Here is a 16,918-nt window from a genome sequence, read left to right as displayed (position 1 = left end):
CACCCGGCGCGCGGCGGCTTCCTGCCGCCGGTGCCGCTGCCGCGCCGCATGTGGGCCGGTGGCGCGCTCGCCTTCCACGAATGCGCTGCGGGTGGGCGACGAGGTGGAGCGGCGCTCCACCATCGCGGACGTGGCGGTGAAGGAGGGGCGTACCGGCACGCTGTGCTTCGTCACCGTGACGCATCTCTACGCCACCGGGCGCGGCTTGGCGGTGGAGGAGCGGCAGGACGTGGTCTATCGCGGCGCCGATGCCCCGACCGGCGGGAGCGGCATGGGCGCGGCGCGGGTGGCCGAGCACAGCGAGACCATCGTGCCGACGCCGACCCTGCTGTTCCGCTATTCCGCCATCACCTTCAACGGCCACCGCATCCATTACGACCGCGACTATTGCGTGCGCGAGGAGGGTTATCCGGGCCTCATCGTCCACGGGCCGCTGCAGGCGACGCTGCTCGCCGGCTTTGCCGCGCGGCTGCTGGGCCAGCGCCCCGCGCGCTTCTCGTTCCGCTCGGTGCGGCCGATCTTCGACGGGCCGCCGATGACGCTGAATGCCGCGGCGGCGGCGGAAGGCCTGGAGCTGTGGACCGCCGACCACGAGGGCCGGCCGCCATGCTGGCCGAGGCGAGCTGACGACGCGGTGAAGTGAGAGGCGGCCAGTCCCGCTTTCTGTTGCGTTGCAGCACGGGATGCTCTAGCAACCGACCCCTCTTTCCCGCCCCCGCATGATGCAAGGAGGTCCCGTGACCGCCTGCGGCCTCGATTTCGGCACCTCCAACACCACGCTCGGCTTCGTCGGTGGCCAGGGCCCGCGTCTCGCGCCGCTGGAGGGCGATGCCGACACGCTGCCGAGCGCCATCTTTTCCCGCGCACCGGTGCGCCGCTGGTGGGGCGCGCCGCCATGGCCGCCTATGTGGGCGGGGAGCAGGGCCGGCTGATGCGGGCGCTGAAATCCGTGCTCGGCACCGCGCTGATCGACGAGACCACGCCGGTGGGCCGCCAGCGGCTCGGCTTCAAGGCGGTGATCGCGCAATTCCTCGCCACCGTGAAGGCGCGGGGCGCCGAGGCGGCAGGCTCCGCGCTCGACAAGGTGGTTCTCGGCCGGCCGGTGCATTTCGTCGACGGCGATGCGGCCGGCGACGCGCGGGCCGAGCGCGTCCTGGGCGAGATCGCCAGCGACATCGGCTTTGCCGACCATTCGTTCCAGTTCGAGCCCATCGCCGCCAGCCTCGACTATGAGCGGCAGGTTGCGGGCGAAGAGCTGGCGCTGATCGCCGACATCGGCGGCGGCACCTCGGACTTCTCCATCGTGCGCATCGCGCGCGGGCACCAGGGCCGGGCCGACCGGGCGTCCGACATCCTCGCCAATGATGGCGTGCGGGTCGGTGGCACGGATTTCGACCGCCAGCTCTCGCTGGCGATGGTGATGCCGCTGCTGGGCCACGGCAGCCCGCTGCGGCGCCGGGGCCTGTCCATGCCGGTCGGCCTTTATCAGGACCTCGCCACCTGGTCCGCCATCAACCGGCTCTATGACGGCAAGACCGCCCGCGCCATCCGCGAGCTGGAGCGGGAGGCGGCGCAGCCCGACCTCGTCGGACGCCTCGCGCGGGCGGTGGAGGACGAGCGCGGCCACGCTCTGGCGCTCGACGTGGAGGCGGCGAAGATCCGCGTCGCCGAGGCGGGGGCGACCCGGCTCGACCTCGCGGTGCTGGAGGCGGGCCTTTCGGTGGGCATCGCCCACGAGGACCTCGTGCGCCACACCGGCCTTCTGGCGGATCGCATCGCCGCGCGCATCGGCGCCTGCCTGACGACGGCGGGCCTCGAAGCGGACGCCATCGACGCGCTGTTCCTCACCGGCGGCTCCACCCGCCTCGCCCATGTGCGCGCCGCCATCTGCGCCTGCGTCCCTCAGGCGCGGGTGATCGAGGGCGACACCTTCGGTTCGGTCGGCACGGGGCTCGCCATCGAGGCCCAGCGGCGCTACGGGTGAGCGGGACCCAACTTGGCAGGATCAGGCATGACCAGTGGCGACGACGATTACGTCTATGACGAGGCCACCGGCGAGTGGCTCAGCCCCGGCGAGGCGGCCCAGAAGGCGGGACCCGCCGGCGTGGAGGTGCGCGATTCGGTCGGCAACCTGCTGGCGGACGGCGACAGCGTCGCCCTTATCAAGGACCTCACGGTGAAGGGCGCCAACCAGACCCTGAAGCGCGGCACGGTCATCAAGTCCATCCGCCTCACCGGCGACGCGCAGGAGATCGACTGCCGCCATCCCGGCATCAAGGGGCTGGTGCTGCGCGCGGAATTCGTGCGCAAGGTGTGAGCCGGCAGGCCGCCGGAACGGGGGCAAAGGGCATGGGCAAGCGTCTGGTCTGGACCGTCCGCTGGGTCGCCTCGCTGGTGCTGGTGGCGCTGGCGACCGTGTTCGTGGTGCGGGCGGTGGATTCCCAGCGCGGCGCGCCGCTCGAGCTCTGGCACACATTCGAGCCCGAGGAATTGAGCCGCGCCGAACTCGACCGCGCCAGCTTCGCCGACTATCTCGCCGCCGAGGACCGCCTGTTCGCGCAGGTGCGGCGCGACGTCACCGACCAGCTGCCGCCGCGCGCCCGCGTGCCCTATGACCGCTATTATGCGCTCAGCCCGATCTTCCCGGCGCGCTTCGCGCAGGACTTCAACCGCTCGTTCGTGATCGAGCCGGAGGGTCCGGTGCGGGGCGTCGCGGTGCTGCTGCATGGGCTGACCGATTCCCCCTACAGCCTGCGCCATGTGGCGCGGCGCTATGCGGCGCTGGGCTTTCTCGCCCTCTCCATCCGCCTGCCGGGCCACGGTCTGGTGCCGGGCGCGCTGATGGGCGTCGATTATGACGACTGGCGCGCCGCCGCCCGGCTCGCCGTGCGCGAGGCCAAGCGGCGCGTGCCGGACGGCCCGTTCCACCTCGTCGGCTATTCCAATGGCGGCGCGCTGGCGCTGATGCATGCGCTCGACGCGCTGGACGCCCCGGCGCTGGGTCGCCCGGACAAGATCGTCCTCGTCTCGCCCATGGTGGGGGTGACGGCGTTCGCCCGCTTCGCCGGCCTCGCCGGCTGGCCCGCCATCTTCCCGGCGTTTGCCAAGGCGGCGTGGCTCTCCATCATCCCCGAGTTCAACCCCTTCAAGTACAACTCGTTTCCGGTGCACGCCGCGCGCCAGTCCTGGCTTTTGACGCAGGCACTCAACGAGAACATGCGCCGGCATCTGACGGACGGGGTCCTCGCGGGACTGCCGCCGGTCCTGACCTTCCAGTCGGTCCTCGACCACACGGTGAGCACGCGGGCGGTGATCGAGCAGCTGCACCGGCGCCTGCCGGACAATGGCAGCGAACTGGTGCTGTTCGACATCAACCGCGACACCGCCTTCGAGCAGCTTCTCACCGTGCGGGCGGATACCGCGCTCGATCGCCTGCTGCCGCCGGCGCCGCGGCCGTTCCGCGTCGCGGTGGTGGCGAATGCCGCCGCCGACACCGCGCAGGCGGAGGTGCGCGAGACGCCGGCCCACGCCACCGACGAGGTGCGGCGCACGCTCGGCGCCGCCTATCCGCGCGACGTGTATTCGCTCTCCCATGTGGCGGTGCCGTTCCCGCTCAGCGACGGGCTGTACGGGCTGGAGCCAGACCCCAAGGACGACTTCGGCATCAGCCTCGGCAACATCGCCGCCCGGGGCGAATACGGCGCGCTGGTGGTGAACGTGGACATGCTGGTGCGCATGTCGTCGAACCCGTTCTTCCCCTATCTCCTGGAGCGCATCGAGGCGGGCATCGCGCCAGCCCGCTGACGGCAACGGCGGCTCAGCCGCGCGCCTTCGCCCTGAGCGCCGAGATGGTGGTGCGGGTGGAGACGATCTCCGGATCGACGGCAAGCTCGATCAGCGCCGCGCGGCGGCCGCAAGCGCGCGGTCGAGCGCGGGGGCGAACGCGTCCGTCCGCGCCACGCGCTCGGCATGAGCGCCCATGGCGGCGGCCATGGCGACGAAGTCGGGATTGACGAGGTCCGTGCCCACCACCCGGCCCGGATGCTCGCGCTCCTGGTGCATGCGGATGGTGCCATAGGTGGAATTGTTGAACAGGAGCACGATCGGCTTCGCCCCGTGCTGCGCGGCGGTGGCGATCTCCTGCCCGCTCATCATGAAGCCGCCGTCGCCGACGCAGCTCACCACGACGCGGTCGGGATGGAGGAGGGCGGCGGCGACCCCCGCCGGCACCGAATAGCCCATGGCGCCGCTGGTGGGGCCGATGAGCCGTCCCGGCCGGCCGAAGGGCAGGAAGCGCTGCGGCCAGCCGGTGTGGTTGCCGGCGTCCACCGTGACGATGCCGTCGGCCCCGAGACGTCCGGCGAGCGCCGCCATGCAGGCGGGAAGATCGAGGTCGCCCGGCGGATGGCTCGGGCGCAGCGCGTCCAGATAGCCCGCGCGCAGCCGGTCGCGCCAGGCGGCCCAGCGCTCGGGCGCGAACCAGCGCTGTCCGCCCAGCGCCAGCGCCATGGCCGCGGCGGTGGCCGAGACCGCAAGGTCCGGGCAAAGACGCGGCCGAGTTCGTCCGGATCGGCATGGACATGGGCCAGCACCTGCCGCGGCTGCGGACTGTCCAGCACCGTGTAGCCCTGGTGGTCATCTCGCCCAGCCGGGCGCCGATGACGAGGAGGAGGTCCGCCTCCTTCACGTCCCGCACCAGCGACGGCGGCCCGGAGGTGCCGAGATCGCCGGCGAAGCAATCCGATCGGTGATCGAAGGCGTCCTGGCGGCGGAAGGAGGTGGCCACCGGCAGGCCGTTCGCCTCGGCGAAGGCGCGCATGGCGGCGGCGCCCGCGTCGGTCCAGCCCGGACCGCCCACCAGGACCAGCGGTCGCTCGGCCTGCTCCAGCAAGGCGCGCAGCTTCTCCAGCGCAGCCTCGGGCGGAGGGGCCGGCTCCAGGGGGCGCCAGGAGGCGGCGTCGGGCGTGTCGGCGGCCTCGGTGAGCATGTCCTCGGGCAGCGCCAGGACGACCGGCCCCGGCCGCCCGGAGGTGGCCACGCGGAAGGCGCGGGCCATGTATTCCGGGATGCGGGCGGTGACGTCGATCTGCGCTGCCCATTTGGCGACCGGGCCGAACATCTGCCGGTAGTCGATCTCCTGGAACGCCTCGCGGTCCATCATGTCGCGCCCCACCTGGCCGATCAGCAGGATCATGGGGGTCGAATCCTGGAACGCCGTGTGCACCCCCACCGCCGCATGGCAGGCGCCGGGCCCGCGCGTCACCAGGGCGATGCCCGGCCGCCCCGTGAGCTTGCCGTAGGCCTCGGCCATGTTGGCGGCGCCGGCCTCGTGGCGGGCATTGATCAGCCGGAAGCGGTCGCGCGCGTCGAACAGCGCGTCGAGCACTTCGAGATAGCTCTCGCCGGGCACGCAGAAGGCGGTGTCCGCGCCGTGGATCAGAAGCTGGTCGACGAGGATGCGCCCGCCGGTGCGGGTATTGGGCTTTGGCGTCATGGGCGCGATCCTGCCTGAGAAGAATCCGCCTCCGCAAGGGCTGGGTGCGGGGGCGGAACGGTTTTCAAGCCCCGCATCGCAGCGCCGGTCGCAAGGTGCTCTAGCCGAGGTAGCTCTCGATCACCGCCCGGTCCCGGCGCAGGTCGCGGGCGGGTCCGCTGAGCGCGACGCGGCCGCGCTGAAGCACGTGGGCCTCATCCGCGGTGTCGAGCGCCAGCAGCGCCAACTGCTCCACCAGCAGGACAGCGAGGCCGTCGTCGGCGAGGCCGCGCAGGGCCTTCAGGATGGTCGTCACCACTTGCGGGGCGAGACCGAGCGAGGTTCGTCCAGCAGCAGCACCTTCGGCCGCATCATCAGCGCGCGGCTCACAGCCAGCATCTGCTGCTCGCCGCCGGAGAGGTTGCCCCCGGGAATGTGCTGGCGCTCCTTGAGGACCGGGAAGCGCACGAACTCCCGCTCCAGCCCCGCGGCGATGGCGTCGCGATCAAGGCCGGCGACGCGGTCGGCGCCGATCACCAGATTGTCGCGCACCGAGAGACCGGGCACGATCTGACGGCCCTGCGGCACGTGCACCAGGCCGGCGCGCGCCAGCAAATGGGGCTTGATACCGGCGGTCGGTCGGCCATCGAAGCGGATTGCTCCGGCGCTTGGCGTGACGATGTTGGACAGCGTGCGCAGCAGCGTCGTCTTGCCGGCGCCATTGGCGCCGATCACCGTGACGAGGCGCCCCGGCTCAAGCCGCAGCGAGACGTCGTGGAGGATACCCACCGCGCCGATGGCGACCTCGATGTTCTCCACCTCGATCATGCCGCGTCCTCCGCAGCGCCGAGATAGGCCCGGATGACATTCGGGTCCTTCTGCACCTCCGCCGGCGTTCCGCAGGCGATGCGGTTGCCGAAATCAAGCACCGTCACCCGGTCGGCAAGGCCCATCACGAACTCCATGTTGTGCTCCACCAGCAGCACGCTGATGCCGGCATCTCGGAGCTTGGCCACGATGCGGGCGACCTCGCGCGCCTCCTGCGGATTGACGCCCGCCACCGGCTCGTCCAGCAGCAGGATGGCGGGCTTCTGGGCGATGGCGCGCGCCAACTCCACCAGCTTGCGGTGGCCGTAGGAGAGGTCCTTGGGCCGCATGTCCGCGAGATCGCCGATGCCGAGGAAGGCGAGGATGGAGGCGGCTTCCGCCCGCTCGCGCGCCTCGTGGCCTGCACCGCCGAGGAAGGCGAGCACGTCGCCGGCAAGGCTGCGCTGCCGCTTCATGCCCAGCATCACGTTCTCGATGACGCTCACGCTCTGGATCAGCTGGAGGTTCTGGAAGGTGCGCACCAGGCCGAGGCGCGCACGCCGGTGCGCCGGCAGGCCGGTGACATCCGCGCCGCCGATGCGGATGCGGCCGGCGGTGGGTGCGTAAAGGCCGGCAACCACGTTGATGAACGTGGACTTTCCGGCCCCGTTCGGGCCGATCAAGGCATGGATGGTTCCAGGCGCGACCGAGAGCGTCACGTCGCGCAGCGCCACCACGCCCGCATAGCTCTTGGTGACGCCCTCCACCTCAAGCCGCCCGTCCGCGCCATCCCGCGCGGCGCTGTGCGGCTGGAATTCGGGCACGCCCCCCGGCACCGCCCGCGCCGGTGCGCGCCGGCGGCCGAACAGGCCGATGGCGCCTTCGGGGAAGACCAGAAGCACGATCAGGAGAATGCCGCCATAGAGCATGAGGCCGATGTCGTGAACCGCGGCGATGGCCTCGGCGATGGCGATCAGGATCGCGGTGCCGAGCAGCGGGCCAGCCGAGCGCCCGAGTCCGCCGATGACGGTCGCGATGAGCAGCGAGATGGTCAGGCGGATGCTGAAGGCGTCGGAAGAGACGAAGCCGCTCTGATGGGAGAACAGCACGCCCGCAAGCCCGGCGAGCGCCGCGCTCGCGGCGAATACGCCGAGCCGCCACAGGGGCACGTTGAGGCCCACCGTCGCGGCGAAGGATTCGCTCTCCTTCACCGCGTTCAGCCGACGGCCGACGGCGGAGCCGAACACATAGTCGCTGGCGATCTGCACGATCAGCAGCAGGCCGGCGGCGAACCAAAAGAAGTAGGTCGCCCATGCGGAAATTGCCGAAGTCGATCTGCGGCACCCCCATGAGGCCCATTGTGCCGCCGGTGACGCTGATCCAGCGCTGCGCGACGATCTCGACGATGAAGCCGAACGCCAGGGTTGCCATGGCGAGATAGAGCCCGCGGGTGCGCAGCGCCACCGCGCCCACCAGGACGCCAGTCAAAAGGCTCGCGCCCAACGCTGCCGCCATGGAGAGCGTCAGCGGCCAGCCATAGGTGGTGGCGAGGATGGCGGAAGCATAGGCCCCCACCGCATAGAAGCCGCCATGGCCGAGCGACATCTGTCCCGACAGGCCGAGCAGGATGTTGAGGCCGATCACCGCGATCGCGGTATAGGCGAAGGTCTGTCCCACATGCACGAAGAAGGGGTTCGGCGCGAGGAAGGGAAAGGTGGCGATCACGCCGGCGGCGAGGGCGTAGGCCAGGAGGCGGGGAATGCGTGGCATCTCGGCCTCCTCAGCGCACGTCGGCGCGCCGCTCGCCGAACAGCCCGGAAGGGCGGAACACGAGCATGGCCATCACGAACAGCAGCGGATAGAGGTCGCCGAAGGCGCTGTCCCAATAATTCGAGAACGCTTCGGCGACGCCGAATAGGAGGCCGCCGATGAGGATGCCGACCGGGTTCGTGAACCCGCCCACCGCCGCCACCGCCAGCGCCTTGATGGTGAAGATCAATCCCATGTGGGGATGAACCGACACCAGCGGCCCCACCAGGACGCCCGAGATGCCCGCCATCAGGGCCGCCAGCACGAACACCAGCACGACGACACCGCGCACGTCGATGCCGAACAAAGAGGCCGCCTCGGGATTGAAGGCGACCGCGTAGACCGCCTTGCCCCAACGCGTGCCAAACAGGAACCAGTAGAAGGCGCCGACGATAAGGAAGGCGGCGACGATGATGGCCGCCTCTTCGAAGAAGATGCCGACGCCGAGAATGTTGATGACGTTGTCGCGGGTGCTGGAGAACAGCGGCGGCGCGTATTGCGCCGACTTGCCGAATCCCAGCTCGACGATGTTCTGAAGGATCAGCGCCGCGCCGGCGGTGGTGAGCACCCAGGAATAGGCGCCCGCGCGGTCGCCCAGCCGGTCCAGCGGGCGGATGGCGAACCGCTCCAGCAGATAGCCGAGCACCCCCATGAGGACCAGCACGCCGAGCACAGCGAGCGGCGCCGGAACCCCGGCTGCGAGCATGCCGATGGAGGCGAAGGCGCCCACCATCAAGAAGTCGCCCTGGCCGAAGTTCAGCCGATGGGTGGCGAGATGGGTGATGAACAGGCCCTTGGCCGTGAGCGTGTAGATGGCGCCCATGGCGATCCCGCTCACCAGGAGCTGGAAGAAGTTGACCAGCGTCACGGCGCACCTGCCGGGCGGCGCGCGGGCCGAAGCTTGGAGATGGGCAAATTCATCGGCGTTCTATCCCTCGAAAGGCTTGGCTCCGGCCGGTCTTGCGCCGACCTGTCGTCGTCGATTCAGCGGTCCTCGGGTTCGGGCGCGAACAGGGCCATGCCTGCCGTGCCGCCGCTGAGGCGCATGCGGGCACCGAGTGCTGGCGCCCCCGCTTCTTCGTTGGGAACCTCGGCGAGGCGCCCGGTCAGGCGCACGCCGCAGTCGAGGTCGACCACGGCGACCGCATAGGGGCCGTCCGCCTGGAAGCGCGAGGGCGGGCGGCGCACCAGGGTCCAGGAGACGAGCACCCCGCGGCCCGCCACGGCAACCGGTTCCATGCGCGGGCTGAAGCAGGACGGGCAAAGCTCGCGCGGACCCGGATCGAGCTGGCCGCATGCGGCGCAGCGCAGGATCTCCACGTCGGGCGGGTCGGAAAACGGCAAGGTCATGGAACGGCGTAATCCTGGTGGCGGGCGCTCAGCGCCCCTTGAAGTCGGCTTCGCGCTTCTCGCGGAATGCGGTGGTGCCCTCGACGATGTCCTGGCTCTGGCCGAGATCGAAGAAGGAGCGGGATTCGAGCCGCAGCGCCTCGCCCATGGGCATGCCGACGGCGCGGCGCATCACCTCCTTGGCGAAGCGGTGGGAGAGCGGCGAGCGCTTGGCCAGCATCTGCGCATAGTCGAGCGTGACCCCGACCAGGTCTTCTGCCGGCACGATGCGGTTGACGAGGCCGATGCGGAATGCGTGCTCGGCATTCACCCGCTCACCCGAAAGGATGATCTCCATGGCATGGCCGAGGCCGACGATCTGCGGCAAGCGGATGAGGCCGCCGTCGCAGGCGTGGAAGCCCCACTTGGCGTCCTGCAGGGCGAACTCCGCATTGGGGGCGCAAAACCTCAGGTCGCAGGCGAGCGCCAGTTCGAAACCGCCGGAGATGGCGAAGCCGTTGACCGCTGCAAGGATCGGTTTGTCGATCTCCACCGAGCGCGTGATTCCGCCGAAGCCCGGCCCGTTGGTGTAGCGGCTGCGGAATTCCGGCGCCGGGGTGCGGGCGAAATTCACCGTATAGGTCTTGAGGTCCGCCCCGGCGCAGAAGGCCTTGTTGCCGGCGCCCGTGACCACAGCCACATGCGCGCCGTCGTCGCGGTCGAATTCTTGGAAGGCCTCCACCAGTTCGTCGTTGGCGGCGAAGTCGAGGGAGTTCATGACCGCCGGACGGTCGATGGTGATGAGCCAGACCTTGCCGTGGCGGTCGCAGCGAATGTCGCCCATGAATCTGTTCCGATGCTGGGTGGCGCGACCGATCAGGCGTCGGTGGCGCGCAGGATGTTGACGGTGCAGGCGACGCCGGTGCCGCCGAGATTGTGGGTGAGGGCGATCCGCGCGCCCTGCACCTGGTTGGGGTGCGTGCCGCGCAGCTGGAGCACGCTCTCATAGATCTGTCCGAGTCCGGTGGCGCCCACCGGATGGCCCTTGGCGAGCAGCCCGCCGCTGGCATTGATGGGCCGGTCGCCGCCCACTGCGGTGCGCCCCTCCGCGGCGTAGGCGGCGCCGGGCGCAGCGCGGCATCAGGCCGAGGTCCTCTGCGTCGATGATCTCGGCGATCGAGAAGCAGTCGTGAAGTTCCACGCAGCTCACCTCGTCTGCGGTGATTCCGGCCTGCCCATAGGCAGCCTGGGGCGGCCGCGACCGTCGCCTCGAAGGTGCACAGGTCCGGATGGCCGGCGATGCGGGCGCTGCCGCGCGCCTGGGCCGAGGCGAGGACCTCGACCGGCGCGAGCGCGATGTCGCGCAGCCGGTCGGCGCTGACCAGCAGCACCGCGGCGGCGCCGTCGCTCGCCGGGCAGCAGTCGTAGAGGCGCAGCGGGTCGCAGATGAGCCGGGCCGTGCCGATCTCCTCGGCGGTGAGGTCCGCCCCCATCTGCGCGAGCGGATTCTTGAGGCCGTTGCCCTTGTTCTTTCGCACCACGGCGGAGATGTCGTCCCGGCGCGCGCCGTAGCGCTCCTCATAGAGCCGCCAGGCGAGCCCGAACAGGCCGGGGAAAGTGAGGCCGCTAACCCCGTCGCTGCGGAAGTCCATGGCGCAGTTCAGCGCCGACGTGACGGCCGCGGTGTCGGCGTGGGTCATCTTCTCAGCCCCGACGGCGAGCGCCATGTCGCACATGCCGGTCGCCACCGCCAGGAAGGCATGGCGGAACGCGATGCCCCCCGAGGCGCAGGCGCCTTCCACCTTGGTGCAGGGGATCTGCGGCAGACCAAGCCCGTCGGCCACCAGCCCCGCCAGCACCTCCTGGCCCAAGAGGGGGCCGGCAACGAAATTGCCGAGATAGAGTGCGCCGATATCGCCACGGTCGAGGCCGGATTCGCGGATCGCGGCATCGGCGGCGCGAATGGCCAGCGACTCGATCGCGGTGCCGGGATGGCGGCCGAACGCGGTGGAGCCGATGCCGGCGACGAAGACGGGCCTCATGAGGCTTCTCCCTTCTCTTCGGCAAGCCGGCGGCGCAGCTCGGTCTTGAGGATCTTGCCGTAATTGTTCTTGGGCAGAGCCGCTTCGAAACGGTAGCGCTTCGGCCGCTTGAAGCGCGCGATGTTGTCGAGGCAGAGCTGGTCCAGTTCGGCCGCCGCGACGCTTTCGCCCGGCCGCACGGCGACGAACGCCACCACCTCCTCGCCCCAGTCGGGATGCGGCGCGCCGATCACCGAGGCTTCCAGCACCCCCGCATGGCGCAGCAGCACCTCCTCCACCTCGCGCGGATAGATGTTGCTGCCGCCGGAGATGATGAGGTCCTTGGAGCGGTCGCGCAGCGTGAGGCAGCCCTTCGCATCGAGGCTGCCGACGTCGCCGGTATAGAGCCAGCCGTCGCGCAAGGCGGCAGCGGTGCCGTCGGGATTGTTCCAGTAGCCTTCCATCACGCAGTCGCTGCGGGTGATGACCTCGCCGACCTCGCCGGGCGGCAGGTCTCGACCTTCGTCATCCACCACGCGCACTTCCTGGCCGGAGCGCGGATAGCCGACCGACCCGAGCACCTCGTCCGGGGCGGGGGCGCCATCCGGACTTACATGCAGTGCCTTCGGCAAGGCGGTGATGGTCATGGGCGTCTCGCCCTGGCCGAAGATCTGGCACAGCTTAGGGCCAACGAGGCGCAGGGCCTGCTTGAGATCGGCGACGTACATGGGCGCGCCGCCGTAATAGATGGTCTTCAGGTTGGTGAAGTCGGCAGTCAGCGATGCGGGGTGGTTCACCAGCCGCGTCAGCATGGTGGGCGCCGCGAACAGGCTGACCTTGCCGTACCGGGCGATGGCGTCCAGAACGTCTTCGACGTCAAAGCCGGGCAGCACCACCTGCCGGCCGCCCTTCAGGAGGAAGGGAAGGCTGTAGAGTCCGGCACCGTGAGATACCGGCGCGCAGGTGACGTGGGTGTCGTCCGCGTCGACGGCGTCGATGTCAGCATAATAGGCAAGGCTCATGGCGAGGAGGTTGCGATGGCTGAGCATGGCCCCCTTCGGCTTGCCCGTGGTGCCAGAGGTGTAGAACAGCCAGGCGCGGTCGGTCGGGTCGGCATCGACGCAGGCGATGGGCGCAGCGCCAGCGAGGCGGGCGTATTCGCCGGTCCCAGTCGAAACCAGCGCGCGCAGCTGCGGCAAGGCGCCGGCTTCGGCCGCGAGCGGGTCGAAGAGCCCGGGGGTGGTCACGAGGAGCTCGGCGCCGGAATCGGCAGCGATGCCGGCGACTTCGCGGGGATGCAGCTTGGCGTTGACCGGCACGGCGCACAGCCCGGCGATCCAGCACCCCAGCAGGCACTCGAAGAAGGCCCCGGTGTTCTCCATGTAGAGCACCACCCGGGCGCCGGGCTGAAGGCCTGACGCTCTGAAGCCGCCAGCGAGGCGGGCAGAGCGTTCGGCGAAGGCGGCATAGGTGAGGGTGCCGTCGGCGTCCGTGACCGCTGGATTTTCCGGCAGACGCCGCGCGGTCTGCAGGATGAGCGTGGCGATGCTCATAGGGCGTCCTACCAATTAGTAGTTATATTTACTTGAAAGTCAGGCTAGCTGTTTTTGTGGTTTTGTGCAAGCATGCCTGTCCGTTTTTCGTTTTCGAATCTCGCGCCTCGACACGTGCCTTCGGCCGGGTCTGGCCTTCGATCATCCCAAGCAGGATGCGCCGTTCATGAGTGACACCTCCTCCGCTACGGCGAGCCGCGCCCCCGCTCCAGGACGGGCAGCGTTCGACCGTGACGAGCAGCGCCGCCGCAAGCGGGAGGCGGTGCTTCGCGTGGCCGCCTCCGCCTTCAATCGCCGGGGCTTCGCCAATACGTCGATGGACGACGTGGCGTCCGTCCTCGGCGTGTCGAAGCCGACGCTCTACCAGTACTTCAAGAGCAAGCAGGAGCTGCTCTACGCGTGCCATCAGGTGGCGATGGATAATGGCGAGGCAGGTCTTGCCCTGGCGGCTGCCCATGATGGCACCGGCCTCGAAAAGCTCATCATCTATCTGCGACGCTACATGGAAGGCATCTTCGGCGATCTCGGCAACTGCCCGGTCCTGACCGACGTGGACTCCCTCACACCGGAAGACCGCGCGAAGGTCGTCGCCCGCCGCAAGCGCATCAGCGCCGCCACCAAGGAACTGATCACCCTCGGAGTCGCGGACGGTTCCATCGGCCACTGCGATCCCAAGCTCGCCAGCCTGTTCGCCCTCGGCGTGGTGAACTGGATTCCCGCTTGGTATCGCGATTCCGGCCCGAACACCCCCGAGGAGATCATGGAGAGCTTTGCCGCTCTGCTGATCTCTGGACTTGCGGCTCCCGCAGCGGTCAGGTCACCCGCCAATCCGTCGTCATCGAAATCCCGGGCCGCGAGGGTCGCGCGGAAAACGGTCAAGCCGCTGGCCTGATCCATCCTCCTGTGCGCCGTATGGACCGCCCCCGGGAGCGGCCGGGCGCCAGCCCGGCCGCTGGCCTGCTATTTGGGTGCCGGCACCACGGTGTCGCCCTTCCAGATGCCGAGGAAGATGTCGCCCTGGCCGAGGCATTCATGGTCGGTGGGGCTGAACGGCTTCGCCGGTGTCGCGGAGACCGCCTGGACATTGTCGATGGTCTCGATGGCGTCGCGCAGCTTTGCGGGATCCGACGTGCCCACCTTGTCCACCGCGGCGAACATGATCTGCCCCGCGTCGTATCCGAGCGCGGCCACCACGGGCCAGCGATAGTCCTTGCCGTACTTCTCGGTCATGCGCTTGTTGAAGGTCTGCGCTTTGGGGTCGGACAGATCCAGCGCCTGGCCCATGGCGGTGCCCTGGATCGCTTCGACGCCGACGATGTCCTTCACCTTCAGCGAGGACAGCCCCCAATTGCCCGCGAAGACGGGCTTGTAGTCGAGCCGCGGCAGCGGGCGGTAGGGTAGCTCGAACGACTCGTGGAAGTGCAGGATCAGGTCGACGCCCGCGTCGCGCATCTTGATCATCTGGGGCGTCAGATCGTTGACGCCGGGCGCGGCCGCTTCCACGGCGGCGAGCGTGACGCCGCGTGCCTTCAGGCCGGCAGTGGCCTCCTGGGCGGCAAAGTTGCCGTAACCGGTGGTGGAGTGGAGCAAGCCGATCTTCTTGTAGTTCTTCACCGCCCAATCGAGAATCGCGTCGATCTGGTACTTCTCGATCATCGAGCAGCGGAAGATGAAGCTCGGCTTCTGATCGATGAACTTGGCGGTGATGTCGGTGGCCGCCGAGGGGCCGGCGATGAGTGGCACGCCCGCGCGCTGGAGCACCGGGGCGAAGGCCATCACATTGCCGCTGGAGACAGTGCCGATGACTCCGGCGACGCCGTCGTTCTGGATCAGGCGCTGGACCACGGAGACGGCCCGCTGCGGGTTCGCCTCGTCATCATAAATGACGAGTTCGATGGGCGTCTTGCCACCCTTGGCCTTGTAGTCCTCAAGCGCGAGCTTGATGCCCTGCAGATAGCTCTCGCCGAAATCGACGATCGCCGGCGGCCCGCTGAGGCCTTCCACTACGCCGATCTTCACCGGCGCCTGCGCCCACGCCGCGCCGTAAGGCGCCAGCGTCGCAAGGGTCATGCCGACGCCTGCCCGGAGGGCGCTTTTCGCTGATCCGCACCATGCCATGTCTCGTTCCTCCACCATGCTCTTCGGCCTTGCCGAAAGTCATCGGCAAAACTCGTGAGTAAGTTTTATATTCTTTTTGGTAGGGGTAACGGATCGTGCGGATCTCCGCAAGGGCCTGCCTCACGCGAGGGTGCGCTGAGCCTCGGCCTTTGAGGGCGAGGACCGGCGGTCTCCGGCCAGCGCGGCCATAGCCGGCCAGCATCGCCGGGCGCATCGCGCACGGACCCGCCATCCCTGGGTGCGCTGGCGCCGAACATGGTTTAAAGCGGCGGCCAAGGTTCACCGCGCCGGCCAGACCCATGCATGATTCCGCCGTCCTCGCCTGGATGCTGTTCGCCGCGCAGGCGGTGCTCCAACTCGTCTTCATCGTCCGCGCCCTGCTGCGCCCGCATCGCGAGCCGGCGTCCCGCTTCGCCTGGGTGCTGGTGATCGCGCTGGCGCCGGTGATCGGCGTCCTTGCCTACATCCTGTTCGGCGAGGTCAATCTCGGCCGTCGCCGGATCGAACGGCTGCACGCTGCGCAGAAGGCGCTTCCGCCGGCCGAAACCATCGCTGGCGCCTCCGCCGAGGCTTGCGTCCCCGAGCGGTATGTCCCGCTCTTCCGGGTCGCCATTCGGTGAACGGGTTCCTGCCGGTCGGCGGCAACCGTGCCGAACTGACGCCGGATTCGGCCGCGGCCGTGGATGCCATGGTCGCCGACATCGACGCCGCTCGGCACAGCGTCCATGTGCTGTTCTACATCTGGCTCGCGGACGGCAGCGGCATCAAGATGATGGACGCGGTCAAGCGGGCTGCGGCGCGCGGGGTGGTCTGCCGGTTGATCGTGGACGATCTCGGTTCGCGGGCGCTGGTGCGCTCGGTCCACTGGCGCGACATGGCCGACGCCGGCGTGAGGCTCGCCGCGGCCCTGCCGGTGGGCAATCCACTGCTGCGGCCGTTCAAGGGCCGCATCGACATGCGCAATCACCGCAAGATCCTGGTGGTAGACAACCGGATCGCCTATTGCGGCAGCCAGAACTGCGCCGATGCGGCGTTCGCGGTGAAAGCGAAGTATGCGCCGTGGGTGGACGTGTTGGCGCGGTTCGAGGGACCGATCGTGCGGCAGAAGCAGCATCTGTTCGCAGCCAACTGGATGTCCCAGACCGACGAGGATCTGAGCCCGCTGTTCGCCGAGCCGCTGCCGGCGCCGGAGGCCGGCTTCGTCGCGCAGGCGATCGGCTCGGGGGCGGGGGTGCGCTATTCGGCCATGCCGGAGACCTTCGTGGCGCTGATGAACGCAGCGCGGCGCGAACTCGTCATCACCACGCCCTATTACGTGCCGGACGAGCCGATCCAAGCCGCCCTGTGCGGCAGCGCGCGGCGCGGGGTCGCGACCACCATCGTCTTTCCGGCGCGCAATGATTCCTGGATCGTGGCGGCGGCGAGCCGGAGCTACTACCGGGACCTGATCGAAGCCGGCGTTCAGATCCGCGAATATGCGGGCGGGCTGCTGCACGCCAAGACGCTGACCCTCGACGGCGAGGTGACGCTGATCGGCTCGGCCAACATCGACCGCCGCAGCTTCGAGCTGAACGCGGAGAACAACATCCTGATCTACGGCCCCGCCTTCACCGTCCAGATGCGGGCGCGCCAGCAGGTGTTCATGGACGCCGCCGCGCCGGTCGTGCGGGAGGATGTGGAGGGCCTAAACCGCCCGCGCCAGCTTTGGAACAACGCGATCGCCATGCTCGGCCCGGTCCTTTAGCGGGGCGCGTACCCGACGGCGCGTCTGGCACGGGCGCGCGCCGCGCGTCCGGGACGCCGCACCC

Annotated in this window: 14 protein-coding genes and 6 pseudogenes; 7 read left to right on the top strand and 13 right to left on the bottom strand. The window is 69.4% G+C overall.

Annotated elements, in window-relative coordinates; all coding sequences use genetic code 11:
* The 4 genes and pseudogenes from AC2W7M_RS06915 to AC2W7M_RS06900 all read left to right on the top strand — a co-directional run.
* A pseudogene (locus AC2W7M_RS06915) lies at nucleotides 1–643 on the top strand (HTD2 family dehydratase); the annotation flags it as partial.
* Between the two features lie 94 nt (nucleotides 644–737).
* Nucleotides 738–1,984 (top strand): annotated as a pseudogene (locus AC2W7M_RS06910) (Hsp70 family protein).
* Nucleotides 1,985–2,011: 27 nt separating this feature from the next.
* The gene (locus tag AC2W7M_RS06905; protein WP_486131161.1) at nucleotides 2,012–2,317 is read left to right on the top strand and encodes an alkylphosphonate utilization protein; all 306 of its coding nucleotides are present in this window, start codon (nucleotides 2,012–2,014) and stop codon (nucleotides 2,315–2,317) included.
* A gap of 32 nt (nucleotides 2,318–2,349) precedes the next feature.
* Nucleotides 2,350–3,804 (top strand): alpha/beta hydrolase, encoded by a 1,455-nt coding sequence (locus AC2W7M_RS06900; protein WP_486131159.1) that lies wholly within the window; start codon nucleotides 2,350–2,352, stop codon nucleotides 3,802–3,804.
* Between the two features lie 13 nt (nucleotides 3,805–3,817).
* Here AC2W7M_RS06900 and AC2W7M_RS06895 read toward each other — a convergent pair.
* The 12 genes and pseudogenes from AC2W7M_RS06895 to AC2W7M_RS06840 form a co-directional block, all read right to left on the bottom strand.
* A pseudogene (locus AC2W7M_RS06895) lies at nucleotides 3,818–5,494 on the bottom strand (thiamine pyrophosphate-dependent enzyme).
* A 100-nt stretch (nucleotides 5,495–5,594) separates the two neighbouring features.
* On the bottom strand, nucleotides 5,595–5,792 hold the full coding sequence (locus AC2W7M_RS06890) for a hypothetical protein (RefSeq protein ID WP_486131157.1): 198 nt from the start codon (nucleotides 5,790–5,792) through the stop codon (nucleotides 5,595–5,597).
* Nucleotides 5,786–6,301 carry an ABC transporter ATP-binding protein gene (locus AC2W7M_RS06885; RefSeq protein ID WP_486131155.1) on the bottom strand — a complete coding sequence of 172 codons (516 nt, stop codon included), beginning with the start codon at nucleotides 6,299–6,301 and terminating at the stop codon, nucleotides 5,786–5,788. The genes AC2W7M_RS06890 and AC2W7M_RS06885 overlap by 7 nt, the downstream gene beginning before the upstream one ends.
* Nucleotides 6,298–7,602, bottom strand: a complete 1,305-nt coding sequence (locus AC2W7M_RS06880) for an ATP-binding cassette domain-containing protein (RefSeq protein WP_486131164.1) — start codon at nucleotides 7,600–7,602, stop codon at nucleotides 6,298–6,300. The genes AC2W7M_RS06885 and AC2W7M_RS06880 overlap by 4 nt, the downstream gene beginning before the upstream one ends.
* Before the next feature lie 40 nt (nucleotides 7,603–7,642).
* A pseudogene (locus tag AC2W7M_RS06875) lies at nucleotides 7,643–8,050 on the bottom strand (branched-chain amino acid ABC transporter permease); the annotation flags it as partial.
* 10 nt (nucleotides 8,051–8,060) lie between these two features.
* Nucleotides 8,061–8,957: a branched-chain amino acid ABC transporter permease gene (locus tag AC2W7M_RS06870; protein ID WP_486131153.1), complete on the bottom strand. Its 897-nt coding sequence runs from the start codon at nucleotides 8,955–8,957 to the stop codon at nucleotides 8,061–8,063.
* Between the two features lie 116 nt (nucleotides 8,958–9,073).
* Entirely contained in the window at nucleotides 9,074–9,439 is a 366-nt protein-coding gene (locus AC2W7M_RS06865) for a Zn-ribbon domain-containing OB-fold protein (protein ID WP_486131151.1), read from the bottom strand.
* Nucleotides 9,440–9,467: 28 nt separating this feature from the next.
* Complete coding sequence (locus tag AC2W7M_RS06860; protein ID WP_486131149.1) at nucleotides 9,468–10,262, bottom strand: enoyl-CoA hydratase/isomerase family protein; 795 nt, start codon at nucleotides 10,260–10,262, stop codon at nucleotides 9,468–9,470.
* 32 nt (nucleotides 10,263–10,294) lie between these two features.
* Nucleotides 10,295–10,537 (bottom strand): annotated as a pseudogene (locus tag AC2W7M_RS06855) (thiolase C-terminal domain-containing protein); the annotation flags it as partial.
* Nucleotides 10,422–10,709 carry a thiolase C-terminal domain-containing protein gene (locus AC2W7M_RS06850; RefSeq protein ID WP_486131162.1) on the bottom strand — a complete coding sequence of 96 codons (288 nt, stop codon included), beginning with the start codon at nucleotides 10,707–10,709 and terminating at the stop codon, nucleotides 10,422–10,424. The gene AC2W7M_RS06850 and the pseudogene AC2W7M_RS06855, both read right to left, overlap by 116 nt.
* Before the next feature lie 142 nt (nucleotides 10,710–10,851).
* Nucleotides 10,852–11,460 (bottom strand): annotated as a pseudogene (locus tag AC2W7M_RS06845) (thiolase family protein); the annotation flags it as partial.
* Nucleotides 11,457–12,992, bottom strand: a complete 1,536-nt coding sequence (locus tag AC2W7M_RS06840; RefSeq protein WP_486131147.1) for an AMP-binding protein — start codon at nucleotides 12,990–12,992, stop codon at nucleotides 11,457–11,459. The gene AC2W7M_RS06840 and the pseudogene AC2W7M_RS06845, both read right to left, overlap by 4 nt.
* A gap of 166 nt (nucleotides 12,993–13,158) precedes the next feature.
* On the opposite strand from AC2W7M_RS06840, the gene AC2W7M_RS06835 reads away from it, so the two are divergent.
* On the top strand, nucleotides 13,159–13,884 hold the full coding sequence (locus AC2W7M_RS06835) for a TetR/AcrR family transcriptional regulator (protein ID WP_486131145.1): 726 nt from the start codon (nucleotides 13,159–13,161) through the stop codon (nucleotides 13,882–13,884).
* A gap of 68 nt (nucleotides 13,885–13,952) precedes the next feature.
* On the opposite strand, the gene AC2W7M_RS06830 is transcribed toward AC2W7M_RS06835, so the two are convergent.
* Entirely contained in the window at nucleotides 13,953–15,062 is a 1,110-nt protein-coding gene (locus tag AC2W7M_RS06830) for an ABC transporter substrate-binding protein (protein ID WP_486131143.1), read from the bottom strand.
* A 374-nt stretch (nucleotides 15,063–15,436) separates the two neighbouring features.
* Here AC2W7M_RS06830 and AC2W7M_RS06825 point away from each other — a divergent pair, with 374 nt between their 5' ends.
* The gene (locus tag AC2W7M_RS06825) at nucleotides 15,437–15,730 is read left to right on the top strand and encodes a PLDc N-terminal domain-containing protein (RefSeq protein ID WP_486131141.1); all 294 of its coding nucleotides are present in this window, start codon (nucleotides 15,437–15,439) and stop codon (nucleotides 15,728–15,730) included.
* Nucleotides 15,727–16,854: a phospholipase D-like domain-containing protein gene (locus AC2W7M_RS06820; RefSeq protein WP_486131139.1), complete on the top strand. Its 1,128-nt coding sequence runs from the start codon at nucleotides 15,727–15,729 to the stop codon at nucleotides 16,852–16,854. The genes AC2W7M_RS06825 and AC2W7M_RS06820 overlap by 4 nt, the downstream gene beginning before the upstream one ends.
* The last annotated feature ends 64 nt before the right edge of the window (nucleotides 16,855–16,918 follow it).

The organism is Xanthobacter sp. BG11Y11_SDJG, assembly GCF_057364445.1.
This window is presented reverse-complemented; position numbering and strand designations above follow the sequence as displayed.